General features: G+C 48.7%; 17 protein-coding genes. All 17 read right to left on the reverse strand.

Annotated features, from left to right (window positions below; all coding sequences use genetic code 11):
- Positions 1–33: 33 nt before the first annotated feature.
- Entirely contained in the window at positions 34–1,119 is a 1,086-nt protein-coding gene (locus ACFVU8_RS13325; protein WP_379469618.1) for a TetR/AcrR family transcriptional regulator, read from the reverse strand.
- 36 nt (positions 1,120–1,155) lie between these two features.
- Positions 1,156–1,665, reverse strand: a complete 510-nt coding sequence (locus ACFVU8_RS13330; RefSeq protein WP_379469620.1) for an NADPH-dependent FMN reductase — start codon at positions 1,663–1,665, stop codon at positions 1,156–1,158.
- Positions 1,666–1,678: 13 nt separating this feature from the next.
- Positions 1,679–2,167 (reverse strand): flavin reductase family protein, encoded by a 489-nt coding sequence (locus ACFVU8_RS13335; protein ID WP_387427803.1) that lies wholly within the window; start codon positions 2,165–2,167, stop codon positions 1,679–1,681.
- Positions 2,168–2,223: 56 nt separating this feature from the next.
- The gene (locus ACFVU8_RS13340) at positions 2,224–3,561 is read right to left on the reverse strand and encodes a zinc-binding metallopeptidase family protein (RefSeq protein ID WP_387427804.1); all 1,338 of its coding nucleotides are present in this window, start codon (positions 3,559–3,561) and stop codon (positions 2,224–2,226) included.
- A 2-nt stretch (positions 3,562–3,563) separates the two neighbouring features.
- On the reverse strand, positions 3,564–4,172 hold the full coding sequence (locus ACFVU8_RS13345; RefSeq protein ID WP_387427807.1) for a cysteine hydrolase family protein: 609 nt from the start codon (positions 4,170–4,172) through the stop codon (positions 3,564–3,566).
- On the reverse strand, positions 4,169–5,245 hold the full coding sequence (locus tag ACFVU8_RS13350; protein ID WP_387427810.1) for an LLM class flavin-dependent oxidoreductase: 1,077 nt from the start codon (positions 5,243–5,245) through the stop codon (positions 4,169–4,171). Before ACFVU8_RS13350 ends, ACFVU8_RS13345 begins: the two co-directional genes overlap by 4 nt.
- 28 nt (positions 5,246–5,273) lie before the next feature.
- On the reverse strand, positions 5,274–6,416 hold the full coding sequence (locus ACFVU8_RS13355) for an ABC transporter substrate-binding protein (RefSeq protein ID WP_387427813.1): 1,143 nt from the start codon (positions 6,414–6,416) through the stop codon (positions 5,274–5,276).
- Positions 6,417–6,471: 55 nt separating this feature from the next.
- A complete protein-coding gene (locus tag ACFVU8_RS13360) occupies positions 6,472–7,383 on the reverse strand; it encodes an ABC transporter permease (RefSeq protein WP_387428027.1) in 912 nt (303 codons plus the stop codon).
- A gap of 2 nt (positions 7,384–7,385) precedes the next feature.
- Positions 7,386–8,162, reverse strand: a complete 777-nt coding sequence (locus ACFVU8_RS13365) for an ABC transporter ATP-binding protein (RefSeq protein ID WP_379469634.1) — start codon at positions 8,160–8,162, stop codon at positions 7,386–7,388.
- Positions 8,163–8,592: 430 nt separating this feature from the next.
- The gene (locus tag ACFVU8_RS13370; protein WP_387427814.1) at positions 8,593–11,115 is read right to left on the reverse strand and encodes a carbohydrate-binding protein; all 2,523 of its coding nucleotides are present in this window, start codon (positions 11,113–11,115) and stop codon (positions 8,593–8,595) included.
- A 493-nt stretch (positions 11,116–11,608) separates the two neighbouring features.
- Positions 11,609–12,616 (reverse strand): carbohydrate ABC transporter permease, encoded by a 1,008-nt coding sequence (locus ACFVU8_RS13375; protein ID WP_246317157.1) that lies wholly within the window; start codon positions 12,614–12,616, stop codon positions 11,609–11,611.
- Between the two features lie 18 nt (positions 12,617–12,634).
- Positions 12,635–13,540, reverse strand: a complete 906-nt coding sequence (locus ACFVU8_RS13380) for a carbohydrate ABC transporter permease (RefSeq protein WP_175372340.1) — start codon at positions 13,538–13,540, stop codon at positions 12,635–12,637.
- On the reverse strand, positions 13,537–16,089 hold the full coding sequence (locus tag ACFVU8_RS13385) for a DUF5696 domain-containing protein (RefSeq protein ID WP_387427815.1): 2,553 nt from the start codon (positions 16,087–16,089) through the stop codon (positions 13,537–13,539). Before ACFVU8_RS13385 ends, ACFVU8_RS13380 begins: the two co-directional genes overlap by 4 nt.
- 17 nt (positions 16,090–16,106) lie before the next feature.
- Positions 16,107–16,733 (reverse strand): Yip1 family protein, encoded by a 627-nt coding sequence (locus ACFVU8_RS13390; RefSeq protein ID WP_379469641.1) that lies wholly within the window; start codon positions 16,731–16,733, stop codon positions 16,107–16,109.
- The gene (locus tag ACFVU8_RS13395; RefSeq protein WP_379469643.1) at positions 16,717–18,171 is read right to left on the reverse strand and encodes a gluconolactonase; all 1,455 of its coding nucleotides are present in this window, start codon (positions 18,169–18,171) and stop codon (positions 16,717–16,719) included. Before ACFVU8_RS13395 ends, ACFVU8_RS13390 begins: the two co-directional genes overlap by 17 nt.
- A gap of 16 nt (positions 18,172–18,187) precedes the next feature.
- The gene (locus tag ACFVU8_RS13400) at positions 18,188–19,063 is read right to left on the reverse strand and encodes a carbohydrate ABC transporter permease (protein WP_379469645.1); all 876 of its coding nucleotides are present in this window, start codon (positions 19,061–19,063) and stop codon (positions 18,188–18,190) included.
- A 4-nt stretch (positions 19,064–19,067) separates the two neighbouring features.
- Entirely contained in the window at positions 19,068–19,940 is an 873-nt protein-coding gene (locus ACFVU8_RS13405; protein WP_175372422.1) for a carbohydrate ABC transporter permease, read from the reverse strand.
- Positions 19,941–20,049 lie beyond the last annotated feature (109 nt).

Raw genomic sequence — 20,049 nt, forward strand, 5'->3', positions numbered from 1 at the left:
CGTCGTTCACTCCGTTTCGCTAATAAGTGGTCTCTACCCCCGCAGGCCAGCCCATTTGAGACATCGCTTGGCATAATTCAACGGGCTTATATCCGCTGTACGAGCTACAGCATAGGCGCCAATTCTATTGACGGCATCCTCCAACAGGCGCTGCAGCGCCTCGGATCCTGCACTCCCGCGCTCTACCCAGATACCGACGGTTACCTCTTCCACATTGGGGTTATTCCCCAAATCCTCCAACCACGAGACGATATGCGGCGGCATTTCGCCGTATTGAGTGGAAGCGAATACAAACATCAACTTCTCCACCCGTCCTCCGTTCGTATTACGCTCCTCCTCCCACGCCAGCAATGGCTGGCGAAGTGAATCCTGCAACCAGAGGCACATATCTGCGCACTCACTGCCCTCCTCAACTGAGCCAGAACCAACACTGTAGATGATATCACTCTCGCTCCACTTGGGGTCTGCCTCCTTATTCCCTCCGCCGTATAGGGCAGGCACGACACCGTGCAGCGTCAGCCGGATCATCTGATCGGCCACCTGATCCTGCAGCGATTCCAGATCACCGTCTCCCCCTACGATTTCACGCAAGTTATCTTCCGAACGGAAGTAAAATTGGTTCATCATGCCCCAAAGCAAGAATAGTAACGCCTTCCTATTCATTCCCGCGTCTAACGCACCGTCCTGTTGCCAATCGTGAATCATCTCTGTGTGCTGCAAGAAATCCTCATACCAGGTAGAGGAGGCATATTTAGTGAACAAGTCACCCTCTTCCATCGCTTCCCAATGGAATATTCTATACAGATTCGGAATTTGGCACTTGAGACGGAATTGCGCGCGAATGTAAGTTGCCAGAAATTCTGGAGCGTTCATCCCACTCCAGGATAGTTTATTAACGTACTCCTCCCACTGTCGGAACAGACTGACGAGCACTGCTTCATATAGCTTTTCCTTCGATTCGAAGTAATAATGGATGAGCGCCTGATTAACTTCAGCCTTAACGGCGATCTCACTTATACGCGTTCCCGCAAAGCCGCAAGCGGAAAAAACCTCCTCCGCAGCTATTAAAATGCGTTCTTGAACGTTTGTTTTGGTTTCTGCCGGACCTGGTCCAATCATTTCCTTTCCTCCTTTCCAATTTATTAAAGTATATCTTCAAACCCGGTTCAGCAGCCACTTATCGTTCTGTGACACCCATTCTTTCGCTATTGTCCCGAAATCATCCAACTGAGAGTCTATCACGTACAAACCTTTTGTCGGGCAGGAAGCCCCCAGTTCGACGAGAAGCGGCCTCAGGTGAAGCTCGACAGCCAGACTGTGATGCGGAGCCGCTCCCACGAGCAGAGGAATAGCTAACTTACCAGCCAACGCATCCGGAGGCAGTTGATCCGCAAACAGCTTCAGCAGCCCTGTGTAGGTAGCCTTATACGTAGGACTAGCGAATACAACAGCTTGTGCACCGGTAATACGCTCATTCAGTTCAGCCGCCGCTGGGTCTCCCCATGATAGAAATGAGCCACCATGTGGCGCCAAATCGATCACATCATAAGTCACATGAAGTGATGCATCCTCGGCATACTCGGCGATCGCTTCCGCAAGGCGGAGCGAGATTGTATAGGTCTTTGAAAACGGTTTCGGATTACCAACGATGACCGCGATATGCATATATGAACCCTCCTTAGACCTCCAGCGCCTGCAGCGCTCTGTACTTGCCCTGGTAAAATAATAAGGGGCTTGATTGCGTTTCCGGCTCGTATAGGTACTCGCCCTGTCCAACCAGAATCAGATGGTCGCCTCCGTCCAGCGTATTTGCCAGACTGCATTCGACTGAAGCGAGGCAGCCGCCAAGTACAGGCAGCCCCAGTTCACCCTCACGATAGTCAACCTCTTCGAATTTGTCAGTCTCGCTCTTTCGGGCGAAGCGCCGGGATACCTCCTCCTGCGTATCGGCCAGAAAGTTGACCGCGAACTTCCGCGCTGCAAGCAGGCTAACTAGCGTGCTGCTTCCCTTATCTAAGCAGATAAGGAGCAAAGGCGGCTCCAGCGACAGAGATGTGAATGCATTGGCTGTCATACCTATCGGCTGTCCCGCTTCATCGAGCGTTGTAATCACCGTAACTCCCGTCGCGAACTTCCCCATGATGCCCCTCCATGCAATACCTTCCATACCATATCCCTCCCAATGAATCGAAGCAAAATTACAATCATTCGCTGACATTCCGGCTATCCTCGGCTGTTGCACACCTGCCAAGCGGTTACAGCATAGACGACGGCTGCATCGACCATATCCTTCAGACTCGGTTGGAAACGGGTCGGACCATAAGTCGCCGACGGGATGTTGTACATGTTAAACACGTTATGATCCCGCCACATACTGGAATACACCGGGTGCGCGATCGGCGCCGCCCCGCGTCCGCCCGCTTCGCCCGCTGCAGCCAGCGCGGCGCGCAGAGGATCGATCCGCGCTGCGTCTGCTTCGAAACCTTGGCGATAGACTATCGGCTGAACAGCGCCGTCATAACCGCCGCGCTTCAGTAATGCTTCCAGTTCGCGCTGCACATCAGCGACGCTCTGAGCAGGAGTTAGATTTACCTCAATATAGAGTGAACAGACTTCACTTCCTCCGCCAAAGATGTGAGGATCACCACCACGAATGGCTGAGATCTGCACCTTCGGAACAGCCGTACCTCCCGGCGAGTGGTACGTTTGCCGAATTTCATAGTCTGCAGCCCATAGCTGCACGTCCCCGATGAGCGGCGCAACACGTACAAGTGCGCTCGGATGATTCTTCAATTCATTCGAATGCTCAAGCAGTGGTGTGAACACATCCTCACCATAGACATCGATGCGGAATAGCGCATGGCCGCAGCTTACCCAAGAGATGCCGAAGTCAGTGCCTTCAGCCGCAATCGCGTAGTCCGGTGCAACACCACCATGTGTCATCATATAGTGCGCACCGATCTCCTTGCCGAGATACTGTGTACCCTTGAACTCCTCAACATGCTCCGGTCCGATCTCCGCCGGACAAGCGGTCAGATACAGATGCCCCGCCAGAGGTAGACCTGCTAGTTTCAACGCTTTGGCTGCTATGAGAAAACATGCCATCGGCCCCCGATCATTCTCCACCGGATGTCCGGAGAAGCGCCCCTCGACTAGTGAGGCTGTCGTCCAACCCGGATCATCGATTGTACCACCCGGGCGGTATTTCCACTGATCGCGCCAATTGTACTGTGGTGCCTCTGTATCCAGATGGCTCGTAAACAGCAAATTCCTGCCTGCCTCCGGTGCTTCTCCACCGAATCTGCCGACGACACTGAACCGATCCTCGACCATACCAACACGACTCGGAGCGAAGCCCTCCCGCTCCATCCAGGCGAATACATAGTCACCCGCTTCCTTCTCATAACCAGCCAGACTGCGGATGTTACACAACTCCAGGATAAGTGAGGTTAGCTCTTCAGTATCAATATGACGCCGGACGAGCGCTTCAATTTCGGCGATTCGCCCTGCATCTGCGCCGGCCTCATCCTCACTGCTCATGAAATTCCGATGTTCCGACATGCTTATACCTCCCCGATATCTGCCCACTCTGCCAGCAGCGTTTCCGTGTCGATTAACGTGGCGAAGTTCAATGCCATCGCACGCAGCGAATAGAGATGAAGCTCTTCCTCGTAGGCTGTACACGCGTCACTGACAACAAAAGCCTCGTAATCTCGCATGAATGCGTCGCGTACGGTCGACTCTACACAACACTCGGTCGTTACACCTGTCGCGTACACAATCCCGATCTCCTTCTCCTGTAGCACTTCATCGAGATTCGTCCCGACAAAGCCGCTATACCGTGTCTTCGAGACAACTGTATCGCCCGGTTCAGGGAAGAGGCGATAATAATCCGCCCCCTGTTCCCCTTTACGGCATACAGCCGCTGCCACCAACGGATCGATGCCCTGCCGCTCGTACCATCTCAGCATTGCAGGTGAGTCCAGCTCCGGCTCTGTTTCAAGCCGGACGAAGATAACATCTACTCCAGCGCGACGGGCTGCACCAATCAAACGATCAATCCTGTCCACCGTCCCATCGATTGTGGACAAGTCCGCACCAAATGCCGTTACCGCACCGTCCGGTGCGCAGAAGTCACGCTGCACATCGATAATCAGCAGAGCCGCCTTCATTGCTCCCCCTTGCGCAACAGCGGCAGTACGCGCTCCCCGAAATAGCGCACATCTTCGGTATAGTCCGAGAACGTCAGCATCATGCCGTCGATACCCGTATGCTCAATGATGTTACGAACTTGCGCAGCAAGCGCCTCCGCATTACCAACGAGCATTTCATTCATGAATACATTTTTGGCACGCGCTTGCATTACATTCTCGCGGCCATCCGGATCCATTCCGTAGCTGCGCAGCAGCCCTTTTATCGCCTCAATATCAGCACCATCTTGAAAATGCTTCAGCTTGGCCTCTGCTTCCTCTTGCGTATTTGCCGGAAGCACTCCGAACATCGAGTACGTCTTGATTGTCTTCCCCCGCTCTGCGGCCATCTCCTTGGCGCGTCTCGATAAGGCCGCCAACTCGTCAAGATCACGGCCGCCGATGAAGCAGGCATCACCTTCCTCGATGGTAAAGCCGATACCTTTCTCTGATTGGCCTGCACAGATGATCGGTGGACGAGGCGACTGCTGCAACGGCTTCGGATTAGACTCGCAGTCGATCAGTTCGAAGTATTCCCCCTTATGATTGACGCGCTCCTCCGTCCACAGCTTCTTCACGACCTGCATCCATTCACGGGCCAGGTCATAGCGGGCATCATGATCCAGATGCTCCGGCCATGTCCCCATCTGTCTGAATTCTCCCGCATACGAGCCAGATACAACGTTCATACCGACCCGTCCGCCGCTGATTTGATCCAGTGTCGCGAACATTTTGGCAGCGACGGCCGGATGATAGAGGAGCGTATGCACCGTAGCGAACACCTTAACCCGGGAGGTCGCCTCCGCCAGACCCGCCATCATCGTCATCGACTCAAGTGAAGTGCCCCAGTGATTTGTCGTACCTCCATAACCTCTCCACTTCGCCATCGACATAATGAAGTCAAAGCCGGTCTCCTCTGCGATCACAGCAGCTGCGCGATTGAGTAAATAACTGCCGTCTGGACGCGGTTCGGATTCCGATATAATCCACCCTCCATTAGTAATAGGTAAGAAAATACCAAAGTCCACACTGTTATAATCAATACCTTTTGTCATATTCGTATCCTCCTGCAGCTAGTGTCTATTATTTGTTTGGCCAGATTAGATTAGTTCCGTCGTAAATGGAATTGAGATACTGGTTGTCCATAACATCTGTAACTGCTAGCGTCTTCGTCAGCACGCCTGCGTTCTTCAGCATATCGATCTCATTCTGCCACTGTGTGTCCGTTTGCCATCCCACTCCGTGTTTCGGGTCTTGTGCATCCTTAACAATTTTGCTTTCAACTGTCCAGCGATTAGTCTCGGAGGCCAGATCGTACCCTGATTGTGAACGCTTCTTCAACATATCGAGTGCTTTGTCACTATTAGCAAGCGCCCATTCATGGGCTTTAGCAACGGCACGGAGAAAATCCGTAACTGTATCCGGATGCTCCTTGGCGAACTCGTCATTAGCTACGATGACGCCAAATGATGTCTTAGCACCGTAGTCTCCAGGATCAATCAGACTTACCTTGAATCCCTTGCTCTCCATAATATGGGGTTCGTTAGACTTGTAGACAGTGAGCGCGGCGACCTTGCCAGAACTCAGCACGCTGGGATCGTAACCGACAGAGACGCCTTTAACCGAGGCCGGATCAATCCCTTCATTTTTGAACATGGCTACATAGTTTGGCGGCAACGCTCCGTGGTACCCAATCGTTTTACCTACCAGATCCTGTGGTTTCGTGATGCCCGAGTCAGCCATAACCATCAGCGCGTTGTTCCCTTTGGCACCGAAGGTAGCAATCCCTTTAATACCAGCACCACTAGCAACAGACTGGATGACAAGGCTAGGGGCGCCTGCACTGGCGATCTGTATCTTATCCGCAGCAAGGAACTTCATCCCCTCGGAATCAAGGCCACCCTGAATCTCAACATTGATGCCCAAATCCTTAAAGTATCCGAGTTCATCCGCAACAACGACTTCCAGGTCAGGCGGCGAGGCCCCGAAGTAAAATCCCGTCATATACCTAATTTTCCCTGCCTTCTCGTTGGACGCCTTACGTGCTGCCCAATCCGATTCTGCCGAAGCAGGTGCCGACGCGATTGCGGTAGGCGATGCTGCTGCCGAAGAAGAGGAGCTGCTGGAATTGCCAGAATTGCCTCCGCAGCCCGCCAGTACCATCGCGAACAACGTTAGCAGTGCACCTGCCGAACTTACCGTTGAAAAGACCTTATTCTTTGCCATATTCCAGACCTCCATATCTATTGTTATCGATTACTCGGTGATGCTGTACGTCAGGTTACCCTTTGGACTGTTCAGAGCTATGCCATGAAAGCACCCTGCGTTCGACCAAACGGACGAGATTCGTCAGTATAATTCCCATTAGTGCGAGCAGCAGGATCGAAGCGAATACCTGATTCATCTGCATGTTATTACTCGACAGCATTACCAGATTTCCCAGTCCTTCCGTTGATCCGCTCCATTCGCCGACAACCGCCCCCATCACGCTCAAACTAACGCAGGTGCGAGCGGCAGAGAACAGATAGGGCAGACTGTTCGGCAGCCGTAATTTCAAGAAAATCTCCATCTTGCTGGCGTGAAGCGACTTCATGTATTCATAATTGTTAGCATCAACGGAGCGGAAGCCTGTAATCGAGTTGACCAGCATCGGGAAAAAGGTGACGATTGCCGCGATTAGCACCTTGGGCAACGCCCCGAAACCAAACCAAATCATGAGTAGTGGAGCGATGGCCGAGATCGGTGTCACATTGGCAAGCACGGCTAGCGGGAGCAGCGAGCGCTCAATCAAACGCGAGTGTGCCATAATAATCCCACCCGTTAGCGCCAGCACAGAGCCGAGGAGGAATCCTCCAATCGCTTCGTACAATGTTGTCCAAGCGTGGGGCAAGTAGAAGGAGAGGTGTCCAAACAGTTCTGCAAGCACCGAGCTTGGTGCAGGGAGCGTTAGCGCATTAAGACCGATCAGACGGACCAGCGCCTCCCAGACAAGGAAGAAGCCGATGAAGGCAACCGTCGGAGGTGCCGACGACGACAAGGCCCGACGCGTTTTCGAAAACTTTTTGGAAGGTACGGACGACGGATCAAACGTAATTCCAGACTCCCTATTGGCATTCAATTTAATATCCATCATCGTTACACCTGCTCCTTTTGCGTTTAGTCTCGATGTGTTTTGCTTGCCTGCGACCACCATAGTCAATCCCACCTTTCCTGCAACAAAGCACGGATTTGATGAACATAATCATGAAAAATCGGATCATTCTCTTCCATCTTCGTTCGAGGATGCGGCAGATTAATGTCGACAATCTCAGTTATTCGCCCGGGACGGCTCGACATGACAACAACTTTATCTGATAGAAATACAGCTTCACGGATGTTATGCGTAACAAAAACAACGGTTTTCTGATGCTTCTCCCAAATACTCATCAACTGGTGACTGATCTTCTCTCTTGTAATTTCATCAAGTGCGGAGAAGGGTTCATCCATGAGCAGGATCGGCGCACCACTCGCGAACGCCCTCGCAATGCCTACACGTTGCTGCATGCCGCCCGACAGCTCCTTTGGATATGCGTTGGTGAAGTCGCCGAGACCAACAGCCCGCAGCAATTCCGTCTCGTCTTCGCGGTTGCTCTCATAGGCTGCGCCGCCTTTGCGGTTCACTTCCTGCGGCAGCTGCATATTCTCAATAATCGTGCGCCAAGGAAACAATGCGGGCGCCTGAGGGACAAATCCGAACACTTTCGATGCCTGTGCCTCTAGCGGGGTCATTCCACCGATGCTCACCTTTCCAGCATCAGCGGTCTCCAGTCCGCCTATGATACGCAGTAGCGTTGATTTCCCGCATCCGCTCGGCCCAATCAAACTGACGAATGTGCCGCTGTCCAGCTCCAGATTGATGTTACGTAAGGCTTCAGTCCACTGACCTTTGCGCGAAAACCTCTTGGACAAGTTCTCCACCAATATGACCGACATCTTTCTCTCCCCCAACTCTTTTTTTAATTTTTTAATTAAATTATTTGATGAGTTGATTAACTTTGAATACAATTTAGCACGAACATAAAACTGCGTCAATATACATGACACATATAATTTAATTTTATCGAATTACAATATAAAAATAGTCTTTCTATACAAATTTTATATATAAATTCTCTCTTATATGTTATTTTATCTAACATTAATATCACTTAATGGTGGAACCGACTTCATTTATACATCTACTCCTATAGAAGAGAAAGAAATAACCAGAGGCAATAAATTTGATTAGAAATCCTGCGCTTGATTTTTTAATTAAATAATAAATGGTGAAGACGTTTAGTCCGGCTCATACCGGGAGCACAAAAAAAGAGCTGACTGGACAATGTCCAATCAGCTCTTGAATCTCAATACTTGTAGTCAGTCTTTAATTTGAAGCCAGTTTGTACAGCACGGATTGTCTTCCACTCAGCGTGAGCGTAAGCTTACCATTTTGTGATTGAACCGGCTTATTAGTCCACAGATCAAGGATGCTGGCATTCGCCGGAATCCCTGCACGACCAAGATCGATGATCTTCTCTGCAGATTCCTTGCTGTAGTTGAACACAGCCAAATAGTAAGCACCCTGATCTTCCAAGACAAACGTATCTGAAGCGGCGGTTCCCGTATTGCCCTCCACATTACGGAAAGCCTTGCCTTTAATCGCCAATTCATTCACCCGCGGATTGGTCAGCAGTTTCTTCATCAGCTTCTGTGCTTCCGCGCTCTGCACATCATCCGAATTCAGATAGACCGTTCCCGAAATGACCGACGCATTGACCCGGGTTTGTGCCCCCTCGAAGGTCTCACCCTTAGTCAGTGTCATGTAGTCGGGATCGGTATAATGATAGATCGTCCCGTTCTGCCACCAGCCATACGTCTGACTGTTCAGTTGATATTCCGTAGAGGAAATCGAGCCGTCAATATCACAGGAGATTCTACGGCTGTGGGCATATTGGCTCGGGAAAATCGGCGCAATAGAAGCACTGACGAACATCGTGTCCCCAAGCTGATTCAGCAAGTAGGACATTCCCTCGTTGTATGCCTGTATCCCTGTCGTGATATTTTTATCATAGAAATCGCCTTCCATCGAAGCATGGGTGAGAAAGTCGAGCTTAATGAACTGATAACCACGTGCTTTAAAACGGGCAATATCATAATCCATCTTCATCTTCGTACCTGGGTGAGTAGGATCAAGGGCGATTCCATTACCATACGGAACGAGCTTCCCTTCACCATCCTTGAGTATGATATCACCATAAGTGTATTTCCCCTCTGTTCCTTCCACTTCAGCAATCATATTCTTACCCCAATATACAAATGGTGTATGGTATGTTCCAGGAATCTGCCCGTTCTTGCGGATTTTCACCACAGCATCTTCAAGCTGCTCATCCGACAGATTATCCCAGAAGGAATCCATGTTCATGTACACCGCACCATCGTTGTTGAAGGATTTATTTTGCAGATGATCATGGAAAAAGTTAGAGGCTGCCATCAGATTATCATACGACAGATGTTCGGCATACGCTCCCCAGCTATTCCAGCCAACAGGAACCCCCTGCGGAACATTCGGGCCGAAGGAGAGCGGAGGCGCTACTACTGCATTCGCGCGGCCATAGGCTTCCATCCCGTCACGGTAATCGCTGTAGAAACCGACAAAAATCTGCGGTGACTTAAGTAGTCGCCCTTTAATCGCTCCATGCGGCAAGCTGTCATAGGTGACTTTTTTGGAAGTAAACCCGCCGAATACCTTAAGCTGATCCAGACGATTATCTGCACCGCTCCAGTGGATGCCTGTCTTCCACGTATCATGAGTCACCGATCCGATAATCAGACCATTACGGCTGGCATTATCAAAGATCGCCGTCACTTCAGAGCTAATATTACTATTCGTGTTCAGGTGGGTATTCATCGACTTGGAATCATAACGCGCCCAAGCATCATTATCGAACGGCACGATGAGCACCCGGTTATCACTATACTGTCCAAGGTCGACTCCGCCAGCAGTCTCCAGCACCACAGGAGCCATCTCATTCGTACTTAACTCGCTGCTGCCAGTCACTTCTTCAGCTTTGATAAAGTAGTTAGTCTTCTCGTACACATAATAGATTTGTTCAAGACTTGGTTGCCCTTGCTTCTCATTACGGACAATGAGCTTGATTCCTTTGCCATGTCCATCCTGAATCTGTTCTACCTGATCAGTTAGCAAAGTGTGCGAATCATACTCATTGCTGTAGACCAGTTCCTCATTCAGCTTGAAACTGCTGTATACCCCCTTGGCGATCACCTTGCCATCCCAGGCGTATGACGATAATCCAGTTGTCGTATTATAAAGCAATTGGTAAGTACCACTATCCACTGTAAATCCAGAGCTATGCTGTGATACTGTAATATTTCCAACCTTCAAAGTCGTCGCCAGCTCACCAATATTCGCAGAATCGCCCCACTGGAACGCTGGATTCTGTCCAACATTAACGCTATCAGGCGCCTTCTTAATCACAATTCGATCCAAATTGGGAGAGTACCAATCACCGTCAGAGAATAGCAGGACATTGTTGCCACCGTTCAGTTCGATCTCAAAATCAAAGCTGCCTACTGAATCCCAGTCGTCTTTCACAACTTCCGGAAAGTCAATCTTCTCCGAATCCTTGTCATTCACCTTAACATAAAAAGAGCGTGGATCACCCGATACGTAGTAAGCGGTTACAATGTATTTCCCAGCCTCTGTGACTTCTACATCATTGAACTGAATTGAACTACCTTCGAAAAGACCTCCTACCTGTTTACCATCAGAACACTGTGCGCAATCAGCGATTTGTGTATGCGGTCCTTTCAAAATGTTCCGCGAATCATTAGCTTGGAATTCATATAAGGTGGGTGCTGGTGGCTCGGTTGCATTCGCCGCTGGCAATTCTGCAGTTTGCTGCTCCTCTACTACCGTATCTTTCGCTGCTGACTCTATAGTTTTCTCCTCCCCTCGGAGACTGCTAAGCCATACAAAAACAACAATTCCTCCAATGATAAGAAGCAGAGCGGCAAGTATTAGCTTCCTGTTCTTAATCAGCTTACATCACTCTCCCGCCTATTGTCGTAAAAATAAAGGCGCAAGAAAGCAATCAACCTTCTTGCGCCCTATTCAAAGGTAGCTATATATGACGAACTTAAGATCTTCACGTAAGGCTCAATCGTCACTACGGTGGAATGTTTGGACTTCCGGTCGCTGTTGTCCCCAGATTTATTTGATTTAAACCACTTCTAGCGGTTGAAATCTGGGAACAGCTTAGGCTTCCGATGCTAGCTTTCCTACGGAAAGCTTTCAGGCGAACGCTTCGCTCCTACAGTTCCAAACTTCCCCCTTCGTTCCTTCTCGCTTTTGTTACTTTCTTTTGTTCATCTGATATAGATTAACCCACCAGACCACTGCGTTCCATACTTTCTACAAAGTGACGCTGTACGAACAAGTACATAATAATCAGCGGCAGAATCGCCATCAATACCGCAGTATTACGAATCATAGATGCATACAGCGGGTCCATACCGAGAGAAGTTTCCGTATATCTCAGATAGAACATGATCTGTCCCCACGCGCCAGATACCATGGAAGACATCACACCCGTTTCATTCAGGACCATCCCGGTAAAAAAGGAGTCGTTCCATTGCCATACGAAGGAGAACAGCATGACGGTCACCAGGGCCGGAATGGCATTCGGCAAAATAATCCGCATAAAGGTACCGAAGGTGCCTGATCCATCCACCCAAGCCGCTTCCTCCAAATCCTTAGGAATTCCTCTGAAGAACTGACGGAAAATGTAAACAAATAGTCCTGTCTTCAGCCCCATTCCTAGAATAGAGGAAATAAAGAACGGCCAGTAAGTATCGATGAGATTCAAGGGTTTACCTGTTAAGAAGGTAATGATGCCTAGAATATCAAAGTTTTTATAAGTCAAATAGGTTGGAATCATGATCGTCTGTGGCGGCACTAGAATCGTAAAGATCACGCAGCCGAACAACAAACCGCTACCCCGGAATTTCATTCTCGAGAACCCGTAACCGGCAAGTACACAAGACAAGGTCTGGCACACCATGACCAGAATAGACAATAACGATGTGTTGAGCAGAACCTTCGGATAGTTCAGCGACTCGCTTACTAACAAAAAATTCCTCAACGTGAAGTGCTTTGGAATCCAAACTACACTGGCATCATAGAGATCAACAGGATCTTTGATCGCAATCATGACCTTAATCAGAATCGGATACAAGATGATAAAGGAAATGCCGGCAAGAAGAACGCTTCGCACAAAAACCCAGAGCCAATTTTTCACATGATTAACCCAAAAACTTGAATGAGACATGCGCTCCAAGGAAGAAGGTAGCACATGCGCCGCCTTTTCTCTAATACTTTCAGCTTTCATAGCAGGCTCCCTCCTAACTTAGTCGTGGTAGAATACTTTCCTGGAAATGAGCATTGTAATTAGCCATAAGAAGAGCGAGATCACGACAAAATAGATCCAAGCCATTGCTGCACTAAGTCCAAATTGATAGGACTTGAAGGCCGTATCCCGAATTTGCTGGGTCGTCGGGCTTGTAAGCAAGTTATCAATGATAGAATAGACCACATTCGTCAAAATCAACGGGCTGATCATCGGAAACGTAATTTTCCAGAATGACTCGTACCCGGTTGCACCTTCAATTTTGGAGGCTTCATACAGCGAGCCGGAAATGGATTGCAAGCCTGCTACGAAAATAAGAATCTGCACTCCAGAGGCCGTAATGATCTGATAGATCCGGTTGACCGCCCCGACCAGGTATTGAACGATTTGGTAATTGACACCTGAGTTTAATAGCAGCTTGGCGAGCTCCAGATTACGGAACAGCGCAAACTCACCACTTGACGTCTGACTTGCACTTTTGATGATTCCCTGGGTATAATCGCCGTTTTCAACAGCCGCGATGACGCCAGAGGCCAGAATAACCGGCAAGAAGAATATGGCGCGAACGAGGCCTCTTCCTTTAAACTTCTGATTCAACAGCACCGCTGCAAACAAACTGAAAATAACAATTAGCGGTACATTGATGGCCATGTTCGCCATGGATTCAGTCAACGTTCGTACATAATGCTCATCTTGAAACAAAGCATTCTTAAAATTAGCCCAACCTACAGATTGAATAGAAAATCCATTATCGTTCACCTTCAGTGTACTGAAGCTATAGCGCAGCGAATTAATAAGCGGCACAAGGAACAATAACAGGAATCCGGCAAACCAGGGGAGAATAAACCATACTCCTTTATACTTTTGCCGCTGGTGCAGCGTTAGCCCGACTCTAGGTTGCTTCAATTGCGCTCGCCTCCCATAAGGTATCCCATCGCTTCAACAGCAGCGCCACCTACATTGACCGGATAATCATTATAGTTGACTACTATTGATGTTCCATCCTCATAGGTGGTTTGATAGACACCTTTTTCTAGCATTTGATGATCCTTTATAATCTGAGTCCGTACTTTACTCAGCACATTGTTTATTTCGGCATACGTCGACTTGGCCTCATCCATCCAATTTTGATAGCTCGCAGAATACAGATAGTCGAACCCGGTTTCCTTAACCAGTGATGGTTTCTCATAGAACCAAGTAAAGTACAGCCCAGAGCCCGTCTCCAGTGATTTCAGAACATGATAACGAGTATCCTGCTCATCCGAGAGATTGAGCGCTTCTCCTGCATAATCGATGTACCCATGCAGCGCCATCTCATAGAAAGGCACACTCTGATCAGTAAGGTTATAGCCGCTGTTCGCAAGCGGTGCATTAACGACACTATCTACATAAGGAAGAGTGTATGCGTTACCACCCGATACCATCATATTCGGATAAGTGTGCAGCTTCGCAAGCTGTTCTTCTACTGCCTTCTTACTCTCTTCCCTGGTAAGGACATTCTTCGTATTAAAGTCGGAATTCAGTTCATCTCCCATATCATGCAGAGACAACCCCTTCTGCCCAAGCTTGTTGTACTGATTCATAAATTTATCCACTACTACAGGCAGCCTAGCAGGAGAGAGCGGATAGGTCGGTTCCAAATACGTAAGCTTGTAATAACTAGCTAAATCGTAAGGATGGACCGTTGCTACTACGCCATTCATCGTACGTGACGCATCTCTTTTCGGTTTGAAATCCCCTTTATCCTGAAGCACTCTCATGAAGGATACATCGGGATACAGCGTAATTCCGTTGCGATCCGCAAAGTCCTGTAGTTCCGCAAGTCCTTTTTTTCCACCCAGCTTGCTATCCACGGATACAGAGGATGGGATTTTATGATTCAGCCCGCCATTGAACCATCCCGTGTAGCGGACTTTAATATTGTGGATACCATCAACCTGAAGCTGATTAAGAATGTCCTGTGCCTGACTGAACGTGGTAAGCGGCTGATAAGAGCTATACGGAATGCCCAGGAAAAATTTCCTCGTTGGAATTCCACCAATCAATTCTACATTGAACGGAATTTGCTCCTGCTCATGCAGCTTCTCAAGCCCATACTTCTTAATTAAGTACGAACGGTAGTAGGAAGCCATCCCACTGTAGCTCGCTTCTTTTTCTTGCAAAAATCCGTAGCGAACCGTGATATCACCGTTATACGGTCTATCCTGGAATTTAGGAACCGACTGCTGCATCCAGAATCCTGTCAGTGCAAGCGGATCAGAATCAGTGATCTCATAACTGCTGAACACATAATTGTACGAGTTCGCCCGTCCACTTACATCGGCTTCAATGCGTCCGATTCCGTCCCCATTCTCTACGATGGCTACAAAGCCTGCATCATTCTTTTTCATACCGAACACCGGCAAACGAGCCGTTTCTCCGCCCAGCACCTGCTTTTTCGGCAAGCTAACTGAATCCGCTCCATATAGAGGCACATTATAGCCATAGGCAGTCAGCTTATTGTTATTAAGATGAATGAGTGAACCCGAGCCGTCAGGTACGAACATGTAGCCCTGATCCTTGGTACCGGCAGCGCCGAAGTAAGGCAGCACAGAAATGGAGTGCAGAAAGAAACCTTTGTTTTGAATATTTTCAGCCGATACATTCACTACAAGCTGATCATCCTCAAGGCGATAAGTAAGCGGAATCACGAATGAAGCCTGGCTGACCACATCACTATTCTTACGGTCTATCTCCATCTCTTCTTCGCCATATCCGATTTCCTCTAGCGTACGCAGTGTCTTGGTCAGCGCCATTCCTTTCAAGGCAGTATCCCGCCGCTCGTAGAGCTTACTATTCTCATCCAAGTTGAATCTGCTGAGGACATCTTTTTTCTTCTTCTCATCCTTGATCTTATCCAGGATCAGTGTTTGGAAACGTTCTTCACTAATAAACTTTGGAATCTGCTCTACACCGCGCAGCTTTTCGCCGATGGTATACAGAATTTTAAGGCCGTCACCTAGCTTCTCAATTTCAAATTGCTCGTACTCCACACTCTGATTGAAATTGTTATATTGCTGCGGCTTGCCTGTTTTATCCGAGAAATTCAGCAGCAATTGGCTGGATAACATGGATTTATTCATCCCAGACGCTTTACTGTCCGTATCCCGGTCCTGCGGGTTCGAGAACCAGACAGTGCCATCCTTCTTATTACTGACAGCAATCTCTGTCGTCTTGGGACTATAGTAAAGTGCCAATGCTTCGTTCTCGGCAGCCAGCGTCATGGACTCTAGAGCCGATGCCGCTGCACCTGAAGAATCAACCGCCTCTTCTGAGTAATCACTTTGTGTTACCGGCGCATCCAGGGAATTGGGCGCAGCAGCAACATTTCCAGCTTGCCCGATTGGCCCGCTTCCAGCAGTTACTAAGCTGATTACAACTGCCGCAGCGACCGCCGCTCTCCATTTGTTTTTCACGTCTGCCAGCCTCCTTCCTAGATGCGGTATGAAATCTCATTATAGATGGATACCACGAAACCGATCATTTCCTGAAGCAGACTGAAGAATAACAGCCCCAGGAACATGATAATGCCCATAACCACCAAGGTTAGCACCATCGTGACAATGGTCTTCAGAACTGTATATTGATGTACTGTCATTGTGCCGATAAACAGCAGCCAGACAAACCATAGTACAGATAGTGAATCTATCATGTAATAGAAGGCTGATTCACGCGTAGTAATGATGTTACTGATTAGCACATTCCCGAATCTCATCAAGATCAGCGGAAGCAGCGCATAGCCAGTGGCCATCACAATGTCCTTGAATTTCCCTTCACCATCCATGAGTGTCGTCAAAGACCAGTTCGCTACGCACCATAGAAAGAATGGCAGAACAATATATTGCAGTTCATTAATGCTATTTAGGTCATAGGGATAATTAAAGTTAACAACAAAACCTGCGTACTGCCGCAGCAATATAGTCGCCACCGTCAGCAATAGCAGCATGGACAGAGCAACGCGCAGTCTGCCCTTATTCTCATACTTCAAATCCCAGAACCCTTGAAAAGGATGAAGCAGTACATAAAACGGGGTTTTGGTCATCTCACGTAACATCCGCATTCACCTTCCCTCTCGCCCTTCTTCTTAAGAAGCTGAAGCCCACCAGGGCTACACCCAGGACGATCACGATGGTCATCCCTGTCCCAAAGTATTCACGTACTATCTCTTTGCGATATTTACCGAATGCCTTAGAGTAGTACTCCCTGTCATAACCAAGTTTCAAATATTCCAGTGCCTGCTTGTTCTCTCCTTGGCGAAGCATCACCTTACCAATACCGACATAAGCGATCTCATTATTGGAGTCTAGCTTAAGCAGATCCTTCCACTTCTGTTCCGCCTCATCGTACTTGCCGGAGAACAGCAGATGATTCGCTTCATTAATTAATGCACCATAACGGGTCGGCTTGAATACGCTGATTCGATTCATCGCCTTATCCAGCACCAGGAAATCATCCCCCCTACGCTCTAAAGCAACAGGGGTACGAAACGTGCCTTCCTGCTCGCCCATACGACCGAAAATGTACAATAGATTTCCGTCCTGGTCATAGGTAAATACACGTCCCTTTCGGGAATCAAGCGCACTATATACCCCATTCTCACCGACTTTGACATCGATCAAGAGTGAACTTTCACTAGAGCCCATGGAATAGATGTCTCCTCTTGGGAACCAATAGCCTTGACGCCGCAAGACATCTTCTCCAACCGGGTTCAGCCGCTTAATCGGATCGGTAGAGGTCAGCTCAGACGTCGTCGTATACAAAAAGCCTTCGCTGTCCAGATCCACATTATTGAACTCTAGCGGAACAAATTGTTCCAGCTTACTGCGTTGCTCTTTGGTCGACATTTTCTTCCAGAAGTAGTCCCATGGATCAAACTTCACTCGATTCGTCCCCATAAAACCAGTGAAGTTTCCTTCTGCATCAAGCTCGATAATTCCATCGAAGACCCCTCTGCCGACAACATAGATCCGGCCCGCATGATCTACAGAAACCTTGATCGGGTAATATTCGAAGCCAGAGCGGATGACATCAGACTTCGGAGCTCCAATGTCGCGTACAAAATCTCCTTCTCCTGTCAGTTCCACCACTCTGCGGTTTTCAGTGTCGGCAATATAGATATGATTGTGCTTCGTAACATAGATTCCTTGCGGACTATTGAACTTCTCATTCTTCCCATCCCGCACAAAGCCGCGAATCTCCCGAACAACCCGCCAATCTTTATCAAAGACGACAATTCGTCCGTTCCCTGCATCCAGTACATAAAGCAAGCCGTCCTCAGCAACATACATATCGCTCGGTTCTAAAAGCTTGCCAATGCCTTGCCCGGTGCCATCAATCGTGCCTGCCGGAGTGTAAGCATTAGGGGTACTCACACTATCTCCCCAGTAAGAGTAGCTGTACCCCTCATAGGGAGCAGCTCCCGCTTGAAGCGGTGATGCCAATAAGCTTACTGTTGTTAAGACAAGCACTACTTTGCTAATTGACTTAATAAGCTTCATTTTCGTTCCTCCCGTGCTATTCCTTCATTCCGGAAGATGCCATCGTCTGAATGATCTGGCTCTGAGTGATGACGAACAACGCCATCGGAACGCTCATCAATAGCAGAGCTACCGCTGCTGCTATACCTGCCCGGGCAATACCACCTTGAATAATTTGTCCCATCGCATAGTGCATCGTCTTAAGTTCTTCGCTATAGATAAAGCTGCCGCCGTCGGTGGCCCATAGCATCTGGAACAACAAAATAATGAGCGTGAACCATGCTGGCTTAACCAGCGGCATAACAATCGTCCAGAACACGCGGTACTCGCTCGCACCGTCAATTTTGGCGGATTCAATCAAGGCCATCGGAATCTGCTCAATGAACTGCTTCATCAGATAGAGTCCGAGCGGGAAGGCAAATGCCGGCACAATGATCGCCCAGTACGTGTCTATCCATCCCAGCCAGGACATCGTCATATAGTTCGGGATCGCCGTCACCTGCGAGGAGAACATGAGCGATAGAACAACGATAGAGAACAATGTCTTGGAGCCGACAAAATTATACTTTGCCAGCGGGTAGGCCGCTGCTGAAGCAAGGATAACGTGCCCCACTGTACCAACCAGGGTGATGAACACCGTATTGAAAATGTAGCGTGAAAAAGGAACCCACGATTTGGCCATCAGATGGAACAAATCAGGAAAGTTATTAAAGGTAGGGTTCCGCACAAAAATCTTAGGCGGAAACAGAAACAGCTCATCGAGCGGCTTGAACGCATTATTGATCGCATAAATCAGTGGAATGGCCATAAAGGCACCGAACAGGCCTAGAAGAAGGAATAAGAAAAGGTCCACCTGCCACGAGCGGTTAATTCTCTTCTCCCCGCTCAATCTGAATTTAAGTGCTAGTCTCACCGGCCTATTCACCCACCCTTCTAAGCATCTTCTGAATCACTAGGTTGGAGCACAGCATAATACCAAACAACACTGTGGCAATCGCTGAGGCGTACCCCATCTCAAAACGAATCGTTCCGTAGTCAATCAAGTGGGTAACAATGGTATGGGCAGAATACTGCACACTTGGGAATCCCGCCAAGTTCATCGCTACGTCTGCCACCGCAAAGGATGCCGTGATCTGAATAACTGCCCCGAACATAAGCTGTGGCCGCATAGAAGGCAGCGTGATATACCATAGCTCCTGCCACCGGTTGCGAATACCGTCCATCGCTCCCGCCTCGAACAAAGTCTTATCAACCGTCTGCAGACCGGCAATGAACGCCAGAAAGCTCGTTCCAAGACTTAACCATAGCTGCACAATAATAATGATCATCAGCGTATACTTCGGATTCTGGAACCATAGGATCGGTTCATTAATAAAACCGGTCCTCATCAGGAAACCGTTTACAATACCGTACGAATCTCCAGAGAACATAATCTGCCACACGAAATAGATATTTCCGGAAATCGAAGGCGCATAGAAAACAAGCGTCATAAAGGCCCGTACCTTCGGCCTGAGCTCATTGATTAACCAGGCAAATACGAAACAGGCAATATAACTGATCGGACCCGTAATCACTGCGAAGATCAACGTATTTTTTAGAGCGATCAGAAAAATATCATCGTCTAGTAGCAACCTTGTATAATTGCTCCAGCCTGCCCAGCGTGGAAACTCCAGCATATTGAAGTACGTAAGGCTGATCAGCATGGACATGACAACCGGAAGCACAGTGAAAATGAAGAACAGCAGCATATATGGAGCAATCAACACGTATAGATGCTTGTCATTTTTCATTCGCTTCAAATTAAACCGGAGTTTACTATGCTTGGTGCTCACGCCTTTCTGAGGCGAAGGCTCACCCGCGGATGCCGGTAAAGTATTCGTTTGCTGCAACTTAGATCAC

Source organism: Paenibacillus sp. NPDC058177 (genome assembly GCF_042883835.1).
In the GTDB taxonomy this organism is placed as follows: Bacteria; Bacillota; Bacilli; order Paenibacillales; family Paenibacillaceae; genus Paenibacillus_AQ; species Paenibacillus_AQ agri.